At 43.0% G+C, this 22,249-nt stretch carries 15 protein-coding genes and 6 pseudogenes; 8 read left to right on the forward strand and 13 right to left on the reverse strand.

Annotated elements, in window-relative coordinates:
• Window positions 1–679 precede the first annotated feature (679 nt).
• From M2387_RS03780 to M2387_RS03790, 3 genes are read left to right on the forward strand one after another with little or no spacing between them, the layout of a single operon-like run.
• Window positions 680–2,884 (forward strand): hypothetical protein, encoded by a 2,205-nt coding sequence (locus M2387_RS03780; protein WP_259047285.1) that lies wholly within the window; start codon window positions 680–682, stop codon window positions 2,882–2,884.
• 1 nt (window position 2,885) lies between these two features.
• The gene (locus tag M2387_RS03785; RefSeq protein WP_259047287.1) at window positions 2,886–4,823 is read left to right on the forward strand and encodes a P-loop NTPase family protein; all 1,938 of its coding nucleotides are present in this window, start codon (window positions 2,886–2,888) and stop codon (window positions 4,821–4,823) included.
• 3 nt (window positions 4,824–4,826) lie between these two features.
• On the forward strand, window positions 4,827–5,804 hold the full coding sequence (locus M2387_RS03790) for a coiled-coil domain-containing protein (protein WP_259047288.1): 978 nt from the start codon (window positions 4,827–4,829) through the stop codon (window positions 5,802–5,804).
• A gap of 242 nt (window positions 5,805–6,046) precedes the next feature.
• Here M2387_RS03790 and M2387_RS03795 read toward each other — a convergent pair.
• Window positions 6,047–6,274, reverse strand: a pseudogene (locus tag M2387_RS03795) (IS3 family transposase); the annotation flags it as partial.
• Between the two features lie 55 nt (window positions 6,275–6,329).
• Window positions 6,330–6,506, reverse strand: coding sequence for a hypothetical protein (locus M2387_RS03800; RefSeq protein WP_259047289.1), 177 nt, complete (start codon window positions 6,504–6,506; stop codon window positions 6,330–6,332).
• A gap of 188 nt (window positions 6,507–6,694) precedes the next feature.
• On the opposite strand from M2387_RS03800, the gene M2387_RS03805 reads away from it, so the two are divergent.
• From M2387_RS03805 to M2387_RS03820, 4 genes and pseudogenes are all read left to right on the forward strand, one after another.
• Entirely contained in the window at window positions 6,695–6,871 is a 177-nt protein-coding gene (locus M2387_RS03805; RefSeq protein ID WP_259047291.1) for a hypothetical protein, read from the forward strand.
• Window positions 6,872–7,448: 577 nt separating this feature from the next.
• Window positions 7,449–8,099: a DUF4431 domain-containing protein gene (locus M2387_RS03810; RefSeq protein ID WP_259047292.1), complete on the forward strand. Its 651-nt coding sequence runs from the start codon at window positions 7,449–7,451 to the stop codon at window positions 8,097–8,099.
• A 242-nt stretch (window positions 8,100–8,341) separates the two neighbouring features.
• Window positions 8,342–8,494 carry a hypothetical protein gene (locus M2387_RS03815; RefSeq protein WP_409039540.1) on the forward strand — a complete coding sequence of 51 codons (153 nt, stop codon included), beginning with the start codon at window positions 8,342–8,344 and terminating at the stop codon, window positions 8,492–8,494.
• Between the two features lie 383 nt (window positions 8,495–8,877).
• Window positions 8,878–9,546 (forward strand): annotated as a pseudogene (locus M2387_RS03820) (MFS transporter); the annotation flags it as partial.
• A gap of 7 nt (window positions 9,547–9,553) precedes the next feature.
• On the opposite strand, the gene M2387_RS03825 reads toward M2387_RS03820, so the two are convergent.
• The 3 genes and pseudogenes from M2387_RS03825 to M2387_RS03835 form a co-directional block, all read right to left on the reverse strand.
• Window positions 9,554–10,234 (reverse strand): nitroreductase, encoded by a 681-nt coding sequence (locus tag M2387_RS03825; RefSeq protein WP_259047293.1) that lies wholly within the window; start codon window positions 10,232–10,234, stop codon window positions 9,554–9,556.
• Window positions 10,235–10,493: 259 nt separating this feature from the next.
• Window positions 10,494–11,306: pseudogene (locus M2387_RS03830) on the reverse strand (alpha/beta hydrolase); the annotation flags it as partial.
• A gap of 2 nt (window positions 11,307–11,308) precedes the next feature.
• Window positions 11,309–11,557, reverse strand: a pseudogene (locus M2387_RS03835) (transposase); the annotation flags it as partial.
• A 62-nt stretch (window positions 11,558–11,619) separates the two neighbouring features.
• On the opposite strand from M2387_RS03835, the pseudogene M2387_RS03840 reads away from it, so the two are divergent.
• Window positions 11,620–11,807: pseudogene (locus M2387_RS03840) on the forward strand (aldo/keto reductase); the annotation flags it as partial.
• A 160-nt stretch (window positions 11,808–11,967) separates the two neighbouring features.
• Here the strand turns inward: M2387_RS03840 and M2387_RS03845 are convergent.
• The 8 genes and pseudogenes from M2387_RS03845 to M2387_RS03875 all read right to left on the reverse strand — a co-directional run bounded on the left by M2387_RS03845 (window position 11,968) and on the right by M2387_RS03875 (window position 21,917).
• A complete protein-coding gene (locus tag M2387_RS03845) occupies window positions 11,968–13,971 on the reverse strand; it encodes a DUF3732 domain-containing protein (RefSeq protein ID WP_259047294.1) in 2,004 nt (667 codons plus the stop codon).
• Window positions 13,968–14,438 (reverse strand): three component ABC system middle component, encoded by a 471-nt coding sequence (locus M2387_RS03850; RefSeq protein WP_259047295.1) that lies wholly within the window; start codon window positions 14,436–14,438, stop codon window positions 13,968–13,970. The genes M2387_RS03845 and M2387_RS03850 overlap by 4 nt, the downstream gene beginning before the upstream one ends.
• On the reverse strand, window positions 14,435–15,646 hold the full coding sequence (locus M2387_RS03855; protein ID WP_259047296.1) for an ABC-three component system protein: 1,212 nt from the start codon (window positions 15,644–15,646) through the stop codon (window positions 14,435–14,437). Before M2387_RS03855 ends, M2387_RS03850 begins: the two co-directional genes overlap by 4 nt.
• A 333-nt stretch (window positions 15,647–15,979) precedes the next feature.
• Window positions 15,980–16,609, reverse strand: coding sequence for a tyrosine-type recombinase/integrase (locus M2387_RS25865; RefSeq protein WP_409039517.1), 630 nt, complete (start codon window positions 16,607–16,609; stop codon window positions 15,980–15,982).
• 63 nt (window positions 16,610–16,672) lie between these two features.
• Window positions 16,673–17,202: pseudogene (locus tag M2387_RS25870) on the reverse strand (tyrosine-type recombinase/integrase); the annotation flags it as partial.
• Between the two features lie 420 nt (window positions 17,203–17,622).
• The gene (locus tag M2387_RS03865) at window positions 17,623–18,528 is read right to left on the reverse strand and encodes a HEPN domain-containing protein (RefSeq protein ID WP_259047297.1); all 906 of its coding nucleotides are present in this window, start codon (window positions 18,526–18,528) and stop codon (window positions 17,623–17,625) included.
• A gap of 161 nt (window positions 18,529–18,689) precedes the next feature.
• Window positions 18,690–19,706: a glycosaminoglycan attachment site gene (locus tag M2387_RS03870; protein ID WP_259047299.1), complete on the reverse strand. Its 1,017-nt coding sequence runs from the start codon at window positions 19,704–19,706 to the stop codon at window positions 18,690–18,692.
• A 939-nt stretch (window positions 19,707–20,645) separates the two neighbouring features.
• Complete coding sequence (locus tag M2387_RS03875; RefSeq protein ID WP_259047300.1) at window positions 20,646–21,917, reverse strand: tyrosine-type recombinase/integrase; 1,272 nt, start codon at window positions 21,915–21,917, stop codon at window positions 20,646–20,648.
• Between the last annotated feature and the right edge of the window lie 332 nt (window positions 21,918–22,249).

Here is a 22,249-nt window from a genome sequence, read left to right on the forward strand (position 1 = left end):
CAAAACGGTAAACATCGTATATCCGGATAGAGGATTATTTTGTTAATGCATTAAATTTTATTCATTATTTTTACTTTCTAAACCAAAGTGGTCCCCTAAAAAATGGACCATGATTAGCGGAAGGAGGGATCATTTTACTGAGGGAGTCCTAACAACCAATGACGATGACCAATCTCAATATCATGGATGCAATCTTGTACTATAGTTTGAGTCATTACGGGAAAGGTTGCAGGATTCATTTCATGATAATTGCGTAATTGGATCTGACTTGACTACCCATTTGCATTTTACTTGGCGATCGCTTGCAAAATCTGAACGTACACATTTACAGGCGTGAACGTCTGTTGTGTGCCAGTAGCGAATTTTTCTAACGTCGCTGATGTATTAAGCAATGGAGAACAGGTCATATTTATAAATTGACTCGTACGCTAAATTTTACAGGAACATTTCCGATAATCATTACTACCTCCATTGATCTTTTGAGCGCATGTCCATTTGTACGGCTGGCGGCAGTGCCGGTGACCTTTTCCGAAACTGTCCTCGATGTCACAGGGCCCGAAGGACCTTTGAAAGGGACGTTACTCACTCAAAGTTCAAAACCAACCGTCGTAGTCCTTATCGCTGCAGGCTCCGGGCCAACCGATAAGGATGGAAATTTAAGATCTGTCAAGGATAACAAATGACAATGGAATCACCTGAAATCCAGCTCAAAGCGCTGAATAATGCTTTACGTCGTTTACGTGGGGCCTGTTCCGCACTTGATGGCGAGGAGCTTGATGAAAAATTACTTGAGGTCATGCGACGACTGCTGCTTGCAGAGGTACTCGCAGATACCTGGATTGTGGCGATAGGCGGCTCGCAAGGGGCGGGTAAAACGACGCTGATGGCGAGCCTGTATGACCTGAATCATGACAGTAGCGGCTGGTTACGCAGCAATGAAGGTCGCGGCGAGAAAATGCCGGTACTGATCCTCGAGAGTCGTGAGACTAAAGTGGCGCAGGGTTATGTTCGCCGCCTGATCGAAACTGGAAATGATTTGATGCTGGAGGATGTCAGCGTCGACGTCAACGAGTTTCAGCGCGCGGTCTGCGATCCTGATGCCGGGGATTTACTACCGATATTGAAAGTACCTCAGCGTTATTTTATCCGCAATAACCAGGCCTGGTTACTGCTGCCTGGCTATGAAAAACAAGAACGTGAGAATCGTGAATGGCAGGAACTGATGCGTCAGGCGATGATCGCGGCAGGCGGTTGTATCATCGTGACCGACGAGACTCGATTAGCAAACCAGCAGCAGCTAGAAATCGTCAAAGATATGCTGGAAAAAGAGCTTAAGAATTGTAAACCTTATATTGTCATCTCCAAGACAGAAGCGTATCGCCATAATCCGCAACGGCAAGCTGAATTAAGAAAAAGCGCGGCTGAAACCTTCAATGTCTCTGCCGAATATATGGATAACAACATTATTTTAACCGGCACCGATGATCCGGAATACATAACAGAATGGATGCCGCACCTACGCCGGGCCATTGACGACCTTAACTTTTCCGGACAAACCAACCGCTCTCTCCAGTTAACCCACCTTACTGGGATTGTCAGTAAGGATCTGCCGCGCGTTATGAATATGATCCGCACCCAGTCACGTCTGTATTATCACAGTGATAAAGGTGGCCAAGACGATGGCAGTCAGGTGCTGGCCGAGGCTCTGGAAGTGTTTGACAGCGCCGTGCAGGAACTGCGGGAAGAGCACACCGAAAAGGTGAAAACGTGCATCGCTAAAACCTTTGAAGCAGCGAAGGAGAATATGGACCGCAGGCTAGTCAAGGATCATGAGGGATTTGCAAACTGGCTATCGAATGCATTTGATACCACCAGTGAGACGAAAGGTAAATTGCAGAAACTGGTTCAGAATTCATGGCAGGACGCATCAACTGATTTCTTCGACGACTATGTGAACAGTCTGCAACAATTGACAGCGGCAAAACTCAAGCCCATACCAAACGGCAACGATCGCCAAAACTTGCCTGCATCACCGAAGCTGGAGAAGCTGGTAGCACTTGGCTATATGAATAGCGCCGGACAGCCAGTGCAGCACGAACAGCTGGATGCGGAAAAAATAATTAATATCAAAATGTTGCTAAATCATGGCGCTACGTCGAATACGCAAAACACCACGGTGATGAATAAACAGTTCAGGAAAAGCGTGGAATTGATCCCGGTGCTCTCACTGGAGTACACCCGCCTTGTGTACGCCATGCCTGAGATTTGCAAAGAGTTGCGGCCCTACGTCACGTTTGAGCAGGACGATGGCGAGACATACGCAGGTAACGTCGCAGCAGAAGGGATTCAAACCCTCAATGCAGGGGTTGATCTTGGCAAGACCGCAATAAAATCACTGGCGGCGGTGCTGGTGATTGACGTTGTCAGCGACGGCAATTCCGATATACTCGGCGCGTTATTTGGAGAGGATCAGCCTTCCATTGACCCGACGGATTCATCTATTCCCCCAGCACCGGTGATAATGCATCCTGTTGCCATTGCGGTAACCGCTGTTGTGGCGGCAGCCTATGTGACTGTGGCTGCGGTAACGCGAATGCGCACCTTCGAAAAAAAAGCGAGCACCCAAGCACACGTCATGCTTGCCAGCGTTCATGACCACCATATTGAGCATTTACGCAATCAGTTCGATGATACGATGAAAGCAGCGCGTAAGCGGATTAGCGAAACGTTACGTGCGCGTTATCATATGGATGAAATGCTGATGCGCAAAGATCGGCTCGCGAAAGCTATTGCCGACGTCAATGCACTTGCCGACGACCTACGTACTGAACTAGGATCATCGGCTTCGGGTCTGCAAGTGTTAATCACCAGTCATGGTGAGTAAGATGACGTCTGGAAAGGCTATCGATTACTGGCAGCAGTTAGAGTCACGACAGTTGGAATGGGCTTTTCGCGCCTACGATCGGCTGATTAAGACATTAAGTCATGACGTTCAGGAAAGGATACAGCTCAGGGAAAGGGAAAGCGATGCCAAGCCGTATGTAGTCATCTTCGGTAAGACGCAGGTCGGAAAAACCACCTTACTGCTTGATCTGATGGGAATCGATCTGCAGCAGATGGTAACGCTATCGCACGTGCTGCGTGGCGGGAGGGAAGCCGGGAAATCGGCCACCGCCACCGCCATGGAATATTGTCGTTCAACGGACCAGCGCTGGGGATTGTTTATACAATCTAAAACACGCTGGTTTGTCTCTGACAGCGATATGACAGAAGCCTTAGCGCAGCTCAGAAAGCAGATGGAACAAGGCAAACTGGTTATTAATTCCCCCTGTATTGTGCATATTCCGGGGCGTTTTTTCAGGATACAAACTTCGGGGGCGCCCAGCGTGCGCATTCTGGATCTGCCTGGCGATAATCCCGCGAATGCACAAGAGCAAAAGCATGTCAATCAAATGGCGAAGACCTATCTTCCCTTCGCTGATTTGGTGCTGTTGATTGGTCGTGGCGACGATTTGAGTTTTCTTCAGCCAGAGGTTATCACCCTGCCGGGTATCGAGGATTGGCAAGCGATGCCGCACCGGTTTCGCATTGTGACCACCTACTCTTACTCTGCCCAGTCGGTGAAGACTCTGATTCGCAATGATTCAGCTTTCGATATCGCGCAGTTACGTCAACGTCTTATCGAACAGATCGAACGTTTTAACAGCCTTAGCGATGCAGCGAAAAACCAGAACCTCTATTTCCCACTTGAGTTTGGCAGCAGCTGGTTGAGTATGGCAGAAAAAGATAGCGTTCTGTATGCCCGGGTTGCCCCAATGGTTAACCGCTTGCGTAGCGAACTGCTGGAACAGATTGCGGCATCGACCAGTCCGCTCGGACGGCTGCGCAGCACCCTGGATACCCACCTCAGCGTTAAATATATTCAGGAGAAAAAAACAGAGGTAATCGAAAGAGAACTTTTGGGGCTAAAAAAACAGCAACAAGAGACAGAAACTACACTGACGACCTGGGAAAAGGCGATGGCCCGGTCGCAAGAAAAAATAGACCAAACGGGCAGGTTATTAAAAGATAACTCGTTATCTATCAGCCGACGGCTTATCGATAAAACCGCGGAAAAGGCCGCTGTAATTAAATTGTCAGCAGAGTACAAAAGCGAAAAATGCACGACTCTACACCGTATGATTGCCGACTATTGCAGTGAAATTAAAAATATCCAGTTGGCCGTAGCAAGTCAGTCAATATACTGGCAAAAAGTGACCCGCAAGAATATTGAACCTACGCGGCAGGCGGTGCAGGAGATTCTTGATGAAAAGTTCAGTGCTATTCGCTATACGCTCAATGACTATTGGATCGACGCCTATCTAAGTTCGGATAATTATTCATCGGATAAAAACAGAGTCATCCATGCCGCCGATAATGCCAAAGCGGAAGTCATTCGGTTGTGGACGTCACAATGGATGGCGGCCGCAGAGAACGTCTTGAATGAGTGCAAAAGCGAATTCACCAAGGAAGAGAGGACTCTCGATATGTTGCAGGTAGAGAAAGATAAATCCATACGGCGAAAGACATCGCTTGAGCAACAGCTCACCTCGCACAAGGATGATTTAAAGAAAATCGCTACGGACTCAAAGGAGGATCTTGCTCGCTGTAAGAGGTTTGTACACTTTCTTGATGAAGAGTATCTCAACACCTTAAATGAGCGACTGGATTCAGCCTTTCAGGAACGTGACGACTGTGATGCGCTATTACAAATTTTATCCTGCGTAGCGTTGAAAAATCAGCGGGAAGATTTAATGAATTTAACTGAAAAGTATTCTGGATAAGACATGAACGTGAACAGTGAAATAAAAAATAAAGAAAAATCGCTCGCCGAGTTAATGGTAAAAATACTTAAGGAGCCGCTCAATCCCCTTGAGAGTTCGTTAAAAAAACTCAATACAGACGTTCTGGATACCAAAGATAAAGTTGAAGAAATCAATGATGCCATTAATACGATAGGCGCAAACACTGAAGAAATCATTAATCCGCTAAAAAGATCGTTACGTGAGCTGCAAGATGACGATATTCCTGGGGTGATAAGTAAACTGCGGGAGTTTATTTCGACGCAGGTCGAAGAAAAAAAACAGGATATTAGCGCCGTGCTTAGCCAACAATCGGCGCACTATGATAGCCAGCTGAAAGCCGCGACCGGTGAGGTTTTTGAAAAACTGTCGGATGTTCTTGGACAGCAAAATGAGAGTGTCCAGGTAGCAATACAGCAGTATCAGCAAACGGGTATCGACAGCACTGAGGTCTTGTTGCAGCAACTGCTGACTGCTAACCACTCCCTAGAGAAGGCCTGCGCCGCGAATGCCAGCGAGCAACAGTCGACGCGAGAGCGTGACCAGCGGTTGGCTGAATGGCTGGAAAGTGTCATTCTAGCCCAGCAACAAATAAAGCAGTCGATAAGCGAACTTGACCAGCAGCTAAAGGGCATGAGTCAAGGTGTACAAACTATGCGGGCCACGCTCGCGGAACGGCTGGAAAGTGATCGGCGGGAAGTGTTAAGCAGCCTTGAAACGCTGTCCACCGACGTCCAGGCAGCATTGGTGCAGCATTTGACCCCACCAACCCAGGCTATTGAGTCTCTGCAAACCAGCCAGCAGGCGTTGACCGAGGCAGTGAGTCAGCAAAAGAGCTATCTGGAAGCGCAAATTGCCGCAAGTCAGGGCAGATTTCGCTACGTTGTCATCATTTTTGCATTATTTACCACCTCGACGCTGGCGTATATTGGCTATGACATCTGGAAGAATTTAGCTCCCTGACAGGGCGAAAGAATGCATGGTGTCTAACGCGACAGAGCTATTATATTTTTAGTTGTGTATAGGGTTAGACAAGCCCTTTATTTAATGTTAGAAAATCAATTGTTTAATATTAATTGGTGTTAAATTAGACAAAAGCCGTTTTTTCGTTCCACATATTAACTGGGCGGCTCAAGGAAGGGAAAAACGGTAGTAATTAAGAGGAAGCTGGCTCTTTATGAACTGAACCCCAAAACCTGGACGGTTTATTTAATAAGTAGCCTGACACTCAGTCGGTAAGCCATCTGACAGAGCCATCCGAGACCCAATTTTATTCGACCTGTGTTCCAGCACGTTATATACGTTTCAACATCCTTTTCCAGATCCTCCACCGTCCTGTAGCGCTTCCGGTACTACATCTCTGTCTTCAGGTAGCCGAAGAAATTCTCCATCACAGCATTATCTAGGCAGTTTCCTTTGCGTGACATACTCTGTTGTATGTAAGCGTCACTGGTCTAAAATATCGCCCGCTAACCCTTGCCCGACTCTTTAGAAATGCTGTTTGCCAACTTTCAACAACCAGCCATTAAGCTCAACAGAAGAGCACAGGACTATAACCGGAAACGTTGCACCTGGTGGATTGACTGGCCGTACCATAAACAGAACTATCGTCGGGAAACGATTCTCTACGGCATAACTCAGGCCGAATATGCTCAATGTCATCATCTTTGCCAGAGGCGGGCATGGACTATACTTCACAGCTCTGGTGGCGCGTCTATAAAAGCACTATTTTGGGTTTACCATCGCCACCAGCTACAAAGGGAACAGTGTGAAACGGGCTCGATGTTGAGGCTTATATTGAAAAATACCAGTTATCACAACGTTCAGCATTTCGCCAATTATCACGAAAGCACATGAACGCATACTGGTCTCGCGGCTTCGATATTTATTACCATGGCTGGTGGCCTAAAGGCTATACCGTCAGTGATTTTTCCTGTGCTGCCAAACCGAAAGAAACTACCGTCCGCCAATACCTGTTTGACTTCCCACCCGGTCTTTTTAACCCCATGCTGCTAAAACCTTATCTATAATCGTCTCACCTTTAGAAGTGATCCCCTAGTGCAGAACATAATGCGACACAATAGTGGGCGTTTTTTATAATTTTGCTCTAATAAAATGAATGTAAGTGACTGAATAATTGATGTATGCATACTTGTTTATATCAAAGTGATCCTCTTTTTATTTTAACCCATAGTCTAAAAAGTAGAGTAGCGGTAAACAACGCAGTTGATTACAAAGGGGATCACTCTCTTAATTAATTGAATTAATTTGATAATATTCATTTTATGGCAAAAGTCTTCCGCTAAAAAACACAGTGACATTGAGGGGATCACGGATCACTCGGTAAGAAGTATTCCGCTGTAAGAAAGAATGGGTTATATGGGTATCAGAAATGTCACTTTTGCAATCTTGTACTATAGTCTGAGTGATCATGGTAAAGGTTGCTCACATCAACATCACTGTGAATATCGGCTGAATAAACCAGCGTTAGCTGTACGGAAAAATGGTAAACGGATAGTTTGATCCATAAAGAGACCGTGCAATATAGCAATATTATATTTCCTTTAACGCCTCCTGTTACTTATTAGCGGCCACCAGGATTTTCATATGAAAAAAAACCTTATCTTTCTGTTACTTGCAGTATCTTCTGCCCATGCAGCGAGTTTTGATTGCACAAAAGCATCCAGTAAGGCTGAAAAACTCATTTGCAGCACTCCCTCACTCTCGCAAGCCGATGATCGGTTATATCAAGATTATCTAAAGGCAAAACAGCTCACAGGGAATAGCCCTGAATTTAAAAATCTCACTAAACAGAATTGGAAAAAGCGCGAGCAATGCACAACCGTGACATGCCTCGCTGATTGGTATACCGACTCATCCATGAAATATAAGCAGTTATTATCAGATGAAAACAGTAACGTCTGTATCGATACTGGTGACAGTGTAACGTTGAATGGTTTAATGATAAGAATGACCTACCCCGGGCCACCTAATTATGAAAGCATTGAAGATGGGGATGAACCAGAAACCTACTTTGTCTTAAAACCTGACACACCTATCGATTGTGCGATTGATTCCCCCCAGTACGGCAGTAAGAAGCTTATGCAGCTTGTGGTGAAATCTGATGATTATAAAAAGTATCAGCATCTTGTCGGAGGAAAAGTCACCGTCAGCGGTATACTTTTATATGCAGAAACTGGACATCACCATACGCCTTTAGTGATTGAGGTAAAATCAATCAAAGCGGCTGGCAGTTAATGGGACGCACTTTCTACGAAAGTCATGCCGTTCGCCCGATATCGATTTCTATAAAAAGAAATGATGATGTGATAACGACCGGTAACACCAGCAAAGAAATATAAGTTAGCGATACCGAAAAATGGCAGACTCTGATAGATATTAATTTTCTCATCGTTTTCTAAAACATCGTTTCAGGACATTACCTGACGTACTATTCTGCGTAAAATCAGAATTAACTCAATATGGTGGAATGCTTTGCTATGGCTGGTGTAAAAAAAACGCACCTGACTGAAACCGATATTATCAGTAAATTTATCCTTCCGGCAGTTAAAAAGGCGGGTTGGGATGATTTGACGCAAATCTGTCAGGAAATAAAACTACGTAATAGCAACACCCCCTATTATAAAGGTTAACTGATCGCAATGAGCAAGACACCAGAACGAACCTCAAGGACAGCATATCGTACCCCATAGCTGTTAGTCACAAACAATGTACTGGTCGACCTAGTATTCTCTCTGTTTACAATACGGCGACGCCGTACCATATCCTCTGAATCTCTTGAGATGGCAGAAAGATGACAAACTTAATCGCCAATATAATTACAGAATCATAGAAATCAGACGAAACGCTATGACTGAACAATCCAGCGTTCATACAAGTGGAATATATGGCCGCACTAAATGCTGCGAATCAGAGTATCACCGTTAATGTTACAAACATGACACCTCCGACAATTGGCTGCTCAGTTACTTACAAGGTTCTAAAAGTACGAGTAAAGTAAACATTCAGCTTCTTTATCGGAACATTAATGCTGATGTCTTTATTCTGGCTACCCGAAACATTACCTGCTGAAAAACGCTCGCAAGCCTCCGTAACCAGAGCCTTTCACTACTACTATGCATTACTCACCAACGCCAGATACATGCTGTTTACGCTATGCCTGACGTTCTACTACGTTGCAGCCTACGCCTTTATCACCGGCTCTCCGTTTGTGTACATCACGGACTTCGGTGTTGACCCGCAGCATTACGGTTGGCTGTTTGCAGTAAACATTGTTGGATTGATGGCGGTGAGCATGGTCACCAGACGTCTGGTTCACCGCTATCTACTGGAAGCGTTGCTCAGGAATGCCGTATTCATCGCCACTATTGCCGCAATAGTGCTGGCGGTCACCACCGGCCTGGGTGTGGGTGGAATTACCGTGATTGTCGGCGATATGTTCATGTTCTTCTCTATGAATGGTATCATCGCGGCGACATCCACGGCATGCGCTCTGGACGCAGTGCCTAATGTGACTGGCTCCGCGTCGGCGCTAATGGGGGTATTACAATACGGCAGCGGAATCATTTCTTCACTGCTTCTCGCTCTGTTCAGTGACGGCACACCATGGACGATGGGCTGGATAATTGCGTTGTTTACAGCAGCCAGCGCCCTGATGGCACTGACCGTTCAGATAAAAAAATAAAACGTCGTTATTGATGCCAGACGACACTTTCGTCCAGAGATACCCGCCCTTCCCTGTAGCTCAGGGAGGGATGAGTTTTATCTGGGATCCCAAAAGAAATACCGTAAAGCAGCCTGAAACCTTCAGGCATATTCAATAGCCTACGCACCGTTTGGGCAAAATAACTCAGCACTGCCTGTGGAACGCCTGCGTAACCTCGAGCTGCCAGAGAAAGCAGGAATGTCTGCACATACATACCGGCGTCCGAGGCTACGCGAACGTTGTCCCCTACAGCAAGAATGAACAGCAGGGCAACATGAGGCGCGCCGAAAAACCTCACATTACGCTCGACCACTTCTGAGCGACTTAAGTTATCCCCCCGCGCCGCGCCCAGTGCCTGATAGTACGAGCGCCCCTGCTCCGAAGCCCGTTGCCTGAATAGCTCGGGATAAGCTTCTTTATCAAACGTAAAATCAAGACTGTAGTTCCCCGCACTCAGATCTTCCGTCAGTGCGTGGCTTAATTCACGAAGTTTATCTCCTGCAACGATATGCAGGGACCAGGGTTGAGTATTGCAGTTGGATGGTGCGCATTGCGCTTCGAGCAAAATGTCTTTGAAGATATCGCTGGGGATAGGAGATGGAAGAAAGGCTCTTGCCGAGTACCTATTTTTTACTACCTCGCTAAATGTTGGCTCTTGCGAACTCATTTGCTTCTCCGCCTGAAAGTAATTTGAAGTGAATGATTCACACTCTCCCGATCCATCCTGTCATATCAGGCTCATCGTTTTCATTCCCGGTTCCAGATTAGGTCTATGAATTCCATTCATAGCGTCTATTTAAGCAGCGTAATTATCTTTAACCGCAACTTCGTTAATCTGGGTTTATCGCGTGAATACGCAAGCGGAAAGTGGTTACAGCTGATGGACACACCCCAGCCTGTACGGCTGGGGTGTCATCGGAGGCTAACTAAATATTCTTATTGAAGAAGACGTCTAACTTTTGCATCGCCTGGTCAACGTATTTTGGCACCCAATACGTCTCGATATGGGTAGCGCCATCGATCAGGAAGAGTTCTTTGTCCTTCGTACCGGTGGCCTTCGCGAACGCATCTTCAGTCATATAGAGCGTATCCGCTTTTGAACCGGCAATCATCAGCAGCGGTTTATTGATGAGATTGATATGGTCCGTTACGTCAAAGCTCATCAAATCCAGAAGACTGCTGGTGGTGTATTTAAACTTGGAGTTCGGGTGCGCGTGGGTTTTCCATTAGTACTCGTAGTCCTGGCGATACAAGGCAAAAGGTAATTTAGCAATCTTTGCATCAGTCAGGTTGGCATCGCCGGAGTAAAGCACTTCTCCTCCGGCTGCTTCCTGAGCACGTGCGTCAGAAGCCTACTGAAGACGCTGCTGGATAGTATCCAGCTGTGAATCCTGCATACCGTTGCGGCGCACAAGGCCTGAATTAAACATGCTGATGGTTGCTATCGATTTGAACCGCTTGTCTGTTTCAGCCGCAACAACTGAATACCCGCCGCCTCCGCAAATACCCAGCAGACCAAGGCGGGCGGTATCTACACCAGGAGACTGACTGATGTAGTCAGCCATGCAGTGGATATCCTCAATGCGATCAGCGGGTTTATCCACGCTGCGAGGCATCCCACCGCTGGCACCATGATAAGCCGCGTCGGCGGTAATAGTGATGTAGCCCTGCTCGGCGAGACGCTGGGCATACAACCCGGCGACCTGCTCTTTTACGCCACCATTAGGATGTGCAACTACCCTGACACTGAGGGCTCACTGAGCGTGGCAGTTTCGACTATCACGGCAAAGCGCGATTCTGCTGACCACTGATCTGTTGTTTTGTCTGCTCCGGGCACCGGTTTTCCCTCTGATTTAGCCTGATTACGCCAGTTATACAAGGTAGCTTCGGATATTCCTTCCATCTGTGCAACAGCAGTGACGGTCATATTGTAGGGCGGTAGCAGTTTTGCCAGTATTCCGGTTTTTCGTTCAGGGGAAACACGTTTCATTTGTTACTCCACACCCTCAAATTGTTTTTTAGAGAGATGGGCAACTACCCTGACACTGAGGGGCCCCGTTCAGGGACAAAATCGTTATCGCCACCAAGTTTGGCTGGAACATTGACCAACAGACGGGGAAGCGTCTACCTAGCCTTAATAGCAGGCGAAGCATATCAGGCAGAGCGTCGACAATATGCTCAAACGCCTGCGTACCGATCGCATCGATTTACTGTATCAACACCGGGTTGAGGATGTTGCTGCGAGAGCAGGATACTATAGGTGGCATATTCAGCGGATTTTTGTACATGTAAATAAAATAGTAAAAGGAATGTATATTCGAGATAAAAAAGGGATGTTGTAAGATTATACAACACACCCTTTATTTCCATCGTAATAACTGAACCCACTAAATTTCATTACTATTTATAATCAGCTCTCCGCTTCCAATTTTTCGGAATGAGGGCCTCTCCAGACTCTCTAGTCCAACGTTGTTTAGTTGCTTTAACATAGCGCGTGTCATCTACAAAATATGCGTGCTCTAATAATATAACCTGTAAACCTTCCTCCCTATTGACCTCCTCAAAAAGAAAATCAATATGTTTTCTCATTGCTCGGAAATCTTCATCATTAGAGTCAATTTCAGTTTCATCGATACCATTTATTTCATCGTCTGTGTCATCGCTGATGCGTATTCCTCCAGTTGAATTAGAGAAATAGGGTCTGCTCAACTGATCTAAAATCAGTATACCAGGCACGGGACGTTCTTCTTTTGAAAAATAACGTTGCAAACCAAATGATAAAGCTATATGTACAGCTAAGTAATTTTGGTCAGACCCAACATCAGCCATTGATAATATCGATCCATAAGGGCCTTTTTCTACAAGACTAACTTTAGGCTCTCTGGAGGAGAATAATATTTCAGCATTTGTACACGGTTCTTCTTTCGGTAGCATTTGAAATGCTAGATTAGAAAAATTTGAAATCAAATTCTCTGCTCTTTGTAATCTTACCCTTCTGTTATCCGCATCAACAACAGACTCTAAATTATATATCTCATCTTGCAAACTACTTACGTCTTTTGCTGGTTGTAATAATCTATCATCTAAAGTCTCAAGAAAATAACTGGCTTTGCCTCGAAAATAAGCATGCACTTGAGCTAAATTAGTTAATTTTTCTCCATCTTGTATTTGTGATAGTTTTGATGCAATTGTCGCATCAAGTTCCCTAAGTTTTAAACTTAGATTAATCTCCTCTTCAGAAAGACTATCCATCTGCAAATTAAGATGAGGCTTGATTCTTCCAACCTCACTGCTCTCAGTGTTTAAAACTTCTAGTGAGTGTTTTATCTTTTGAGCAACTTCGATACCTTTAGTAGTTTCAGATTGACAGATAGGGCATTGTGAAGGGATTTCTAACAAATTTAAATGCTCGGCTATCTTTAACTTCTCGTGCTGTTTTGAAATGGTATATTGATAATCGTTAGATTCTTTTAATGTCATCAACATTGCACGTTTTTTACGTTTTGTTTGGTTGAGCTCATGTAGAATATTTTTTCGGACTTCATGCAATTCTGAAAAATTACTTTCATCTGGATAATTTAAGTCATCACGAGAAGCGGCCATAATATTATTTAATACAGAAATAAGTTCATTCTCGTCTGCATCAAATAAATCCCTCTCAGATAACAATCCTATTTGATGAGCTTCACTTAAAAGAACCCGTAGACGTTGCTTTAGTAAGCTATCTTTTGAACGGCGAGCTTCTTCTCTGCTAGTTTCAATTTCAAGAATTTTACGAAGCTGACGTAACCGTTTTTCAGCAGTGACCGAAGCCTCTGAACTTACCCCTAAAAAATAAGGAAGAGTTGAAATAATTGCTTGAGATTTTTTATTATCATCTAAGCCATGAAAAAGTACAGTTTCACTATCTATAACTTCTTTAGTAACAAAGATGTATGGTGTAATATGCCGAACTGTAGCTTTCTCCGTAGCATATCTATTATCTTTTAAAGAGTTTTCCAAATCACCAATTTGAAAAGCACGCTCTAAACTAGCCTTTGCTGCAGATACTGTTGTACGCCCTTCAAGTTCTTTAATATTCTTTGGTATTGAAAGATCTCGCCCCGACGTGATATACATACAATCACTTGTTTTTTTACCCACGGGAGGGATTTGGCGGCACACGATTAATTGGTCATTACCTTTTGACCATCTTACTCCCACAACAATACAGTGGCGCTTAATATAAGCTGGCAATTCACATGAAGAAGATCCAAGACAGTAATCAATTGCTTTTATTATTGCAGATTTTCCTGTTCCTGAAGCACCAGTAATGATATTAACTTTCCCAACATCAAGCTGAATCTCCCGAAATAAATCATCAACTCCAAAAAAAAAGATCCTTTCTATATTCCATCTATTCATAACGTAAGTCCCATAGCTTCAAAAGTAGCCCTTGTAGATCCCATTTCAGAAAACCAATATGATAATAATTTTATTTTCTTTAAGGATAGACTATTATTTTTAATTAAACGTCCCACGTTGATTGTCTTTCCATCAATTGTTCCATCAGCATTTAAACTCAATAGACTTGAAATACATCCAAATCTAATAGCTTCAGTTGTAATACCTAATGTAGAGTTTACCCGCTTAGTTAAATCATTAAGAACGGACGGGTTGCGTTCCAACCAAACAAGCAATCCAGTCTTTATATTACATCCTAAAAATGTTGAATTTAAGTCTTCTGATAAAACGATAGGAAGAACTAAATAAATCAGAGGAATTTCAGGATTTTTACCAACGGAAGAATTATATGATTCACAAAATCCTGACAATAGAAATGAGCAAAAAGCAGGATTTGTCTCAGCATATATGTCGTGAGCTATAATCATTTTCCATCCCTTAATAAACCTTTATAATCAGGATGCCACCCAACTTTTAAATCTATGGATAATAGTTGATAAGTTCCACGTACATAATAGCTGGCGTTCCAGTTTGGTGCAAAAGAACGTATCTGGGTATGAGCCATGTCAAAAGACCATCGAAACAACTGATAACCCTGTTCTTCTTTATAATGACCTTCACAATCTTCACATTCCTCTGCCATTCTTTCATACCTATCCGACCATGTTTCGAGTAATAATCTATCGTATTGATCTATTCTGGCCGCCATATCCAATCTTTCAATGCACCATTTATGCCGTTGAGATCTTGCTCTCCACTCTTCACGAGTAGCTTGTGAAATATCGACTTTCTTTCCTTTGATAAGCTCTATTTGGTTTACAATCATTGAATGCGGTTTATAGTCATTAGGCAAAAGTACATTTTCAAAATCGACGCTTAACTCATCCCTTTCAAGCTCACCAGATATTTCTGATAACCTTTGTTGAACTTCAAGTTTATATATAATTCTTTCTCTTTTGCCGCACAAAGAGAATATTACCTGAAGATCCCACCACTCCAATAATTTTTGACATATTAAATCACGTTTATGCGGGGGGAAATTTGTTAATTTGCTAGCTATATCTTCACTAATATTTGATATATTTTTTTCATTTTCAAATATAAAAACCTTACTCAAAAACTCTTTCTGCATATCTTTTTGTAGTTCTAAAAATGACTTACATTCATTATACCGCTGAGCATGAGCTAATGGCATTTTTTTTTGAGTTAATGATCTTTCATGCTCTTCTTTAACTCGAGCCGCTTCCTCTAAAAGTTTTACTAGTAATAATTTGCGGTTAGAATTTTCTTGAGTTAAAACAAACAACTCACTTTTATTACCTATTGGTGCAACAGTAATTAATTGAAGTTTTGTTTCATCTAAATTTATTTTAGGTAAAAGATCTATCCAAACCTTAAATGTTTTCCATAACAATGTAGATGATATCGTTACTGAGGCTGGATTTGGCTTAATAGAATGCTTTAACTGAGTTAAAAAATTTTCACCATTGGCTGAAATCTCAACGTCATCTAAACGTTCAAGACAAAGAGCGGCATCATCATGTTTGTTATCGAGTATTGCTTTAAGGGCATAGAGAGACTGGTAATAAAAACCAAGTGCTGCTCCTTCTGCAGCATGGTTCACTGCTTTACTCATACTCTTCCTCCCTCCTAAAACCTAAAACCTTCTATATCCCTAATGAAAAGCTTTATTGAAAGAGTTCAGAAAATTTTAGTTTTAGATATATATGAAATGAGCTAAGACATAATGGCATTGATGATAACTCAGCATACTAACTAAATGTACTTGATTTTAGTAATAAGTTGATATTGCTCCATAAGTTCACCATTTTTTACGATTTATCATAGAAGCAACACTACCTTAACGCTTTCAAAAAAAATGTTAACCTGTTGATTGTATTTTATTTTTATGATCTATGCTGTGCTATAGCCCTACCTTAAGGGCCAGACTAAAATCGACTCTTAGTGTTTACGCTTGCAAGCCTCTATTGATGATTTGGTGAACTTTATCATGCTCTAACTTATCTATACTATCCCCGTACCATTGCATCATCTTCCTCCGCCCATCCAGACACAACGCATGGTTGTACGTCCCATATATCGCGTTCTTATCGACATGCGCAAGCTGGGTTTCAATCCATGCCGTATTGAACCCTTCCTCATGCAAAATCGTACTCATCGTGTGGTGGAAACCATGCCCCGTTACCTTCCCTGTATATCCAATCCGCTTGAACACCTGATTAATACTCGCTTCGCTCATCGTTTTGCGAGGATCATTACGCCCAGGAAACACCATAGGATATAGCCCAGACATCACTTTAAGCTGCTGTACGATCTTTAGCGCTTGGGTAGAGAGAGGTACAAGGTGAGGCCGTTTCATCTTCATTCGATCGGCAGGAATTTCCCACACCGCTTTCTCAAGATCAAACTCACTCCAGAAAGCCCCTCGAAGCTCGCCGGTGCGAACTCCCGTAAGGATCAGCAAACGTGCGGCAAGAACAACTAACGGGCTGCCTGTATAGTCTGAGAGAGCTTTAAAGAAGTCTGGTAACTCCTCAACTGTAAGGAAGGGATAATACTTCGATTCATGTCCTGACATCGCGCTGGTTAGATCCGCTGCAGGATTGTATTCCGCACGACCAGTAACGATGCCGTAACGAAAGACTTCGCTGCAGCGCTGGCGAACCTTCTTGCCTTCTCTGTCGCACCACAGCTTTCCATTCGGCGCAGCACATTCAGCAGAACAAGAGGCTTAATTTCGTCGACAGGTCGCTGACAGATATAGGGGAAAATATCTTTATTAAAGGCCTCCAGAATGTCAGAAGCATACCCTTCTGACCATCTGCTCACCTTCGTACGGTGCCACTCAAGCGTTACAGACAGGAACGTATTATTGAGTTGCACATCGCGAACCAGCTTTTCTTCTTTCTTGGCAAACGATGGTTCGATACCCTCAGCCAGCTTTTTCTTGGCTTCATTACGCAGTGCCCTCGCTTGTGCAAGGGACACTGCTGGATAGACCCCAAAAGCCATACGCTTCTCTATTCCATTGAAGCGATATTTTATCTGACAGTATCGTGAACCAGAGGGAACAACCTCAAGATACAAACCAGCACCATCTGCCAGCTTGTAGGCTTTCTCTCTAGGTTTAGCTGCATCTACCTGTCGCACATTTAGCTTCATTGGGGGCATCGCCCTGGACCGAACACAGAATTCCCCCAGTTATGTCCCCAACTGTAACTTGATTCCGGTTGAGTCCAGTTTGATAACAGGAGATAAAATACAGGCTAGAAACAGCATGATACGGGCTTTAAGTTGATTTCGGTAGACTTGGGAAGAGTTTGAACTGGTGCGATACTAGGAACAAAACACAACCAATCAGATTATTGAATTATATGTAATTTTCCATGTTATTCTTTGATAGACATCCCCAAAAGTACCCCCGTAAGATTTTCTGCTCCACCACCAGATCACAAAAAAGCTTTGGCGTGGTAATCACACGCTTACGAGGTACCTATTAGGTCGAAATTCTAAGTTACAGAAGATACTTACAAACAATTAAACTCATTCAGCAGAAGAATTCACCAATATGTATATAGTTAGTCTCTTTCATCAGCATTCTTTGAGATCTTCTACCAAGGCTTGATTATACAGAGCAAACCGTAACAGCTTTACAACAACCAGTTCTAAAAATTCATTAACCTGCTCAAAGTTTTTAAGACTACTATCAATTTCATAGTTGTTACCATGTGCGATATTGCTTCTCAAAGCATATAATTTCGACCATAGTTTTTTACTGTTCATATTTCCAAAGAATGAAGCATGGTCAACAGCCCCATTTAAATTAAATAATAAACTAATCTTTCTCTCAAGTTGTTTTGTAATACTTAAACCATCTTGGTTTGTTAATAATGCCTCAAGAATAGAGAAATAAGAAAGAGTTAGCAAGCTACTGTTCCTTATTATATAAGTTGTATTTTTATACAACTCAAGAATTCGCTTGTAATGGTTTTCACCCCCCAATGAAACCACACAATTAAATATCTTAGACAATTCGTCTAAATCTTTTTTATAGTAAGTTGTTGTTTCCCTTTGAGTTTGTTCCCCCATCCAGTATAGCCCTTCATTCGACATCATTGAATACATAGCTAGGGAATTATGATTTGTATCAGCATAAACACCATTCATGCCCAATAAAATTTTGGGCTGCATCAATGCACAAGCCAACTCTAAATCTGGTATTAATTTATTAAATCCATTATACAATATAATGTAGGGTGTAAAGGTTTCATCAGATTGCCATGATACCGAACCATCGATTTCTGAAACGCTTTTCTTCGCTCCTAAAGGAATAATCAATTTAGAAAAATACCCGGCATCCTTTATCATTTTCTGGAATGCAGTCTTTTCAAACTCAGTGCCTTTAGAAATTGTTATAGTTTCAGAAAGTTTAAAAGGAAGGCATTCTTCAGCAATAGCGATATTTGATGTTATTATTAGAAATCCAGTATCATTCATTTATAAAACCCCTTTAGAATGTTTCATTATTTCACAATGCATCATAACACTAAATGAATAAAAACAGGAACTCCCAAATGAACGTAAATATTGCTTAGCACTGCGAAAATTAGAATGCCGCCAGAACACGGCCTTCATGACATACTAAAAATGTAGTTGACCTATTTTGTATACCTGATAGACATTAAATACCTTAGAAGCAAGAAATCATCTGGTGCTTGTATATCTAAGTAACCATCTTCTTTCATATAACATTGAGCAATTCGCTCATGTCCTAACGCTTCTGGAGGTAACGGGTGAGTCGCGAATGAGTTATGGAGCACATATAGCCCATCCAGAAGGTGCTCTCTGTATTCATTTTTTTGAGCCGTGTTGACTTTTGGAAAAATAGAATCCTCCGCAGGTGTGAAGGTCTGAAAAACAATAGGTGCAGATGGATTATCTGCTAGAGCCCTTAATTTCCCCCAAGTAGCCAAACTGCTATAAATCACAGCGCTAACATCCGAGAATTCTGGTGTACAAAATAACCCCATGTCAATTTCAGTATTTTCATTTTTTATAGCTGTATTAACATTATAAGAAATTACTTCTTTTGCATTGGTTGCTATCGTTGCTTCTTCATCATGATATAAACCGTACATTGCAGCAAAAATCGGTCTACTGGCTGCAAAATGAGAGAAAGGTCTATCAAATGATGCAATTGCAATTACAAACGGTTTATTCTTACAATGCTCTAATTTTGAATAACGGTCTCTTAACTTCCTCACTTTACTCATAAAACTATTTGTTAATCGAATAGCTGCCTGAGAGTTGAATTCGTTAAAATCCCCAGGCTTGGCATTACTATCAAAACTATGGGCTGGCTGCCCTCCTGCTGCCGGTAATGCAATAGTTGCTTCAATACAAAACTCATGTTCTTTGACCATTACAAAATCAGGTGCGTCAAATGAAAAATCAGAAACATGCCCTAATTCTTTCATGTATGCGTGCAAGTACAGTTCCCATAGACAAGGCTCAAAAGTAGTCTGGAATTCTTTTACAAATTTATTATCTCTGTCCTGAAAATCTCTTGCCCACTCACTTAACACATCACGTTCAGCCCAATATTCTTCTTCTTTTATTAATTTATATATTGGGTGCTGTTTATCTAAATCAACCACATCTGTAAATAAATTCATTTTAATTCCTTAGAAGAAACGCAGCGAATGAACTGTAAATTCATATAGGTAATTTATAAATCTGTGATAATTGCCTGTGTATACTCATCAACTGTACTGCTATGTTTCATTCATTTCCATTACTATCTCTCCTCATTTTTGCGAAAAAAAGTACTGTAATGTGTTACACAAATTAGCAAATCATACCGTTCTCTATGAAATAAAATTCTCTTAACAATTTACTTTTCCAAAATTGACTCTTTACATGGCTGGTCAAGGTTCAAAGGGATAACGCTTAAGTTACAGATGGAAGCAACTGTAACTTAGAGCGCGTACACAAAAAAAACCCGCTGGCGGTGCCGGTGGGTGACAAGTTTTGACAGGTGCATCCAACGATGCTGTACCTGAAGTTTTCTGAAGCGGTAGCGGTTGACACTTTCTCTTGGTAAGCCATAACAAGCTGAAACCTGCCCTGCTTCGCATCAGGACTAACAAAAGCTAACCGCCGGGTTCAACAAATCTCAACTGCAACCTTTACACATTGGCTTCAGCTTTTGCTTGTGGGCGTTAGGATTCATTAGGTTGGATTGACACTTTTCCCTGTTTCTCGCGAAAAAGTGTCAAGTTAAAGGGGTTTAGTCTGGAGGGGTTTACAGTTTTTCGCCTGCCAGCAGACAGAGCGACATTAACCCTGTTTCGTTCCAGTCGTCATGGATATCGGGACGCACTGTGGCAACATAGGCCAGCTCGGAACGGAGGAAACGTAAAGCGCCCGCTACACAGTCTTTGCCATAGGAATCGAACTTAACACCTTAATGCGACACGAAATAAACAAAACTCGCTAGACCAGATAACATTCTGTGTCGAGCATCAGTTTTCTAGCGTCACTTGTCGACATTCACACTATCTTTCCTCTGATTAAGTTGGTTGTATTGAGCATAAAAATAACATCCAAAATAATTACCGTCCCACCCCAAAATCAACCTGAACCACATTTCCCAAGGCAACCTGCTCCGGCTGGACTAAATGCTGAATAAAGTCCCCCCACTCCAGAAATAACTGTTCGACTTTGGCTGCGCGTTTTCCCGCTTGATAAGTGGCCACCAACCGATCGCGTTTAGCATGGTTTAAGGCGAGTTCAATAATAGATTCATTGGCATCCAGATACTCGCCGCAGCCGCTGGCAAAGGTGCGGCGTAAATCGTGGCAAGTGAACGGCTCCGACTGCGGCATATACAAGTTCTTTACCCGCTCCAGCAACCAGCGCAGACTATTGCCGTCAATATGCCCTTTTCCATTGTCATGGGAGCGAATGGCTTCAAAAACAAATTCACTGCCTGTGCTGATAGTTCTTTGCCGGGCAATAATGCTCAAAGCTAGGGGATGAAGCGTTATGGTATGGCTTTTGCCATTTTTGCTACGTTCAGCGGGAATAATCCATTTATTACCAATAATTTCCTCCCACTTTATCTCGCAGGCTTCACTTCTTCTGGCCCCGGTCAATAAAATCAATTTCAGGCAATTTGCCTGAGCGGGATGCGCAGCGGTTTCGCTCAAGCCATGCCACAGATCCGCCACTTCTTCTCGTTCCAGCCACCGTTGGCGGGGGGCCGCCGCAGTCGCTCCAATATCACTGGGGCGTATTGTTCTGGATGGATTAATGCTTATCACGCCGGTATTAACCGCGTAGTCCATACTTTGTTGCAGAATAGTGAGTGCTTTTTTAGTGCCTGAAGTGGTACGTTTTCTCAGTTTGGTGAGATGGTTAAACAGAAGACTTCTACTCAAGTCAGTCACCCGTAATTTATGAAGATCGACCATATAAACAGCATAGGTGTGATTATAGGCTTCGGCGCTACGGAATTTAAGGGGTTTGGCAATCGCCTTCCAGGCCATCCACTCACTATACAATGCGGCAAAAGTTGGGACAGTACTGGCTTTGAATTTATCCGCGCGCATAACGGAAATAGGATCTAAACCGGCTTTAAGAACCGCCATCGCCTGGGTATGGGCTTTACGGGCATCGGTCAGTGTCATGGAGGGGTAACTTCCCAACGTCATCTTTTTAGCTTTGCCTGCATACTGAAAACGATAGAGCCACGTCTTGGCGGCACAGTCTGGACGCACTTCGATGTACAAGCCAGCACCCGCCCCGCTGGAGACGACTAGCACCTTACGTTTGTCGTCCTCAGATTTCAGATTAGCTATCTCTCTATCAGTTTTCAGTGCCATAAATTCACCTGTATATGTACCCACAAAAAGCCCGTTTTACGCGTACAAACTGGAGTACAAAATAAACGTGGCTAGGGGTGATTATCGGTGAAACAGCATGAGATAACAAGAGACATCAACTTATTGATAGTTAATGTTTTTATTAAACAATTTGAGATATTACGCAACAGGGTGAAAATGACTAAATTGCAACTTCTTGTTCAACGTTTAAGAGTTGATAACTTAAATACTATCAGTGTGTTGAGTTAACGAAAGCTAACCCTGTTATGGGGTTAGCTTTTTTATTGGTTTTTTGCCACGATTTCGTGCGCAAATCCAATCCTTGACGAAGC

This window comes from Klebsiella sp. BIGb0407, from assembly GCF_024807845.1.
Classification (GTDB): Bacteria; Pseudomonadota; Gammaproteobacteria; order Enterobacterales; family Enterobacteriaceae; genus JGM124.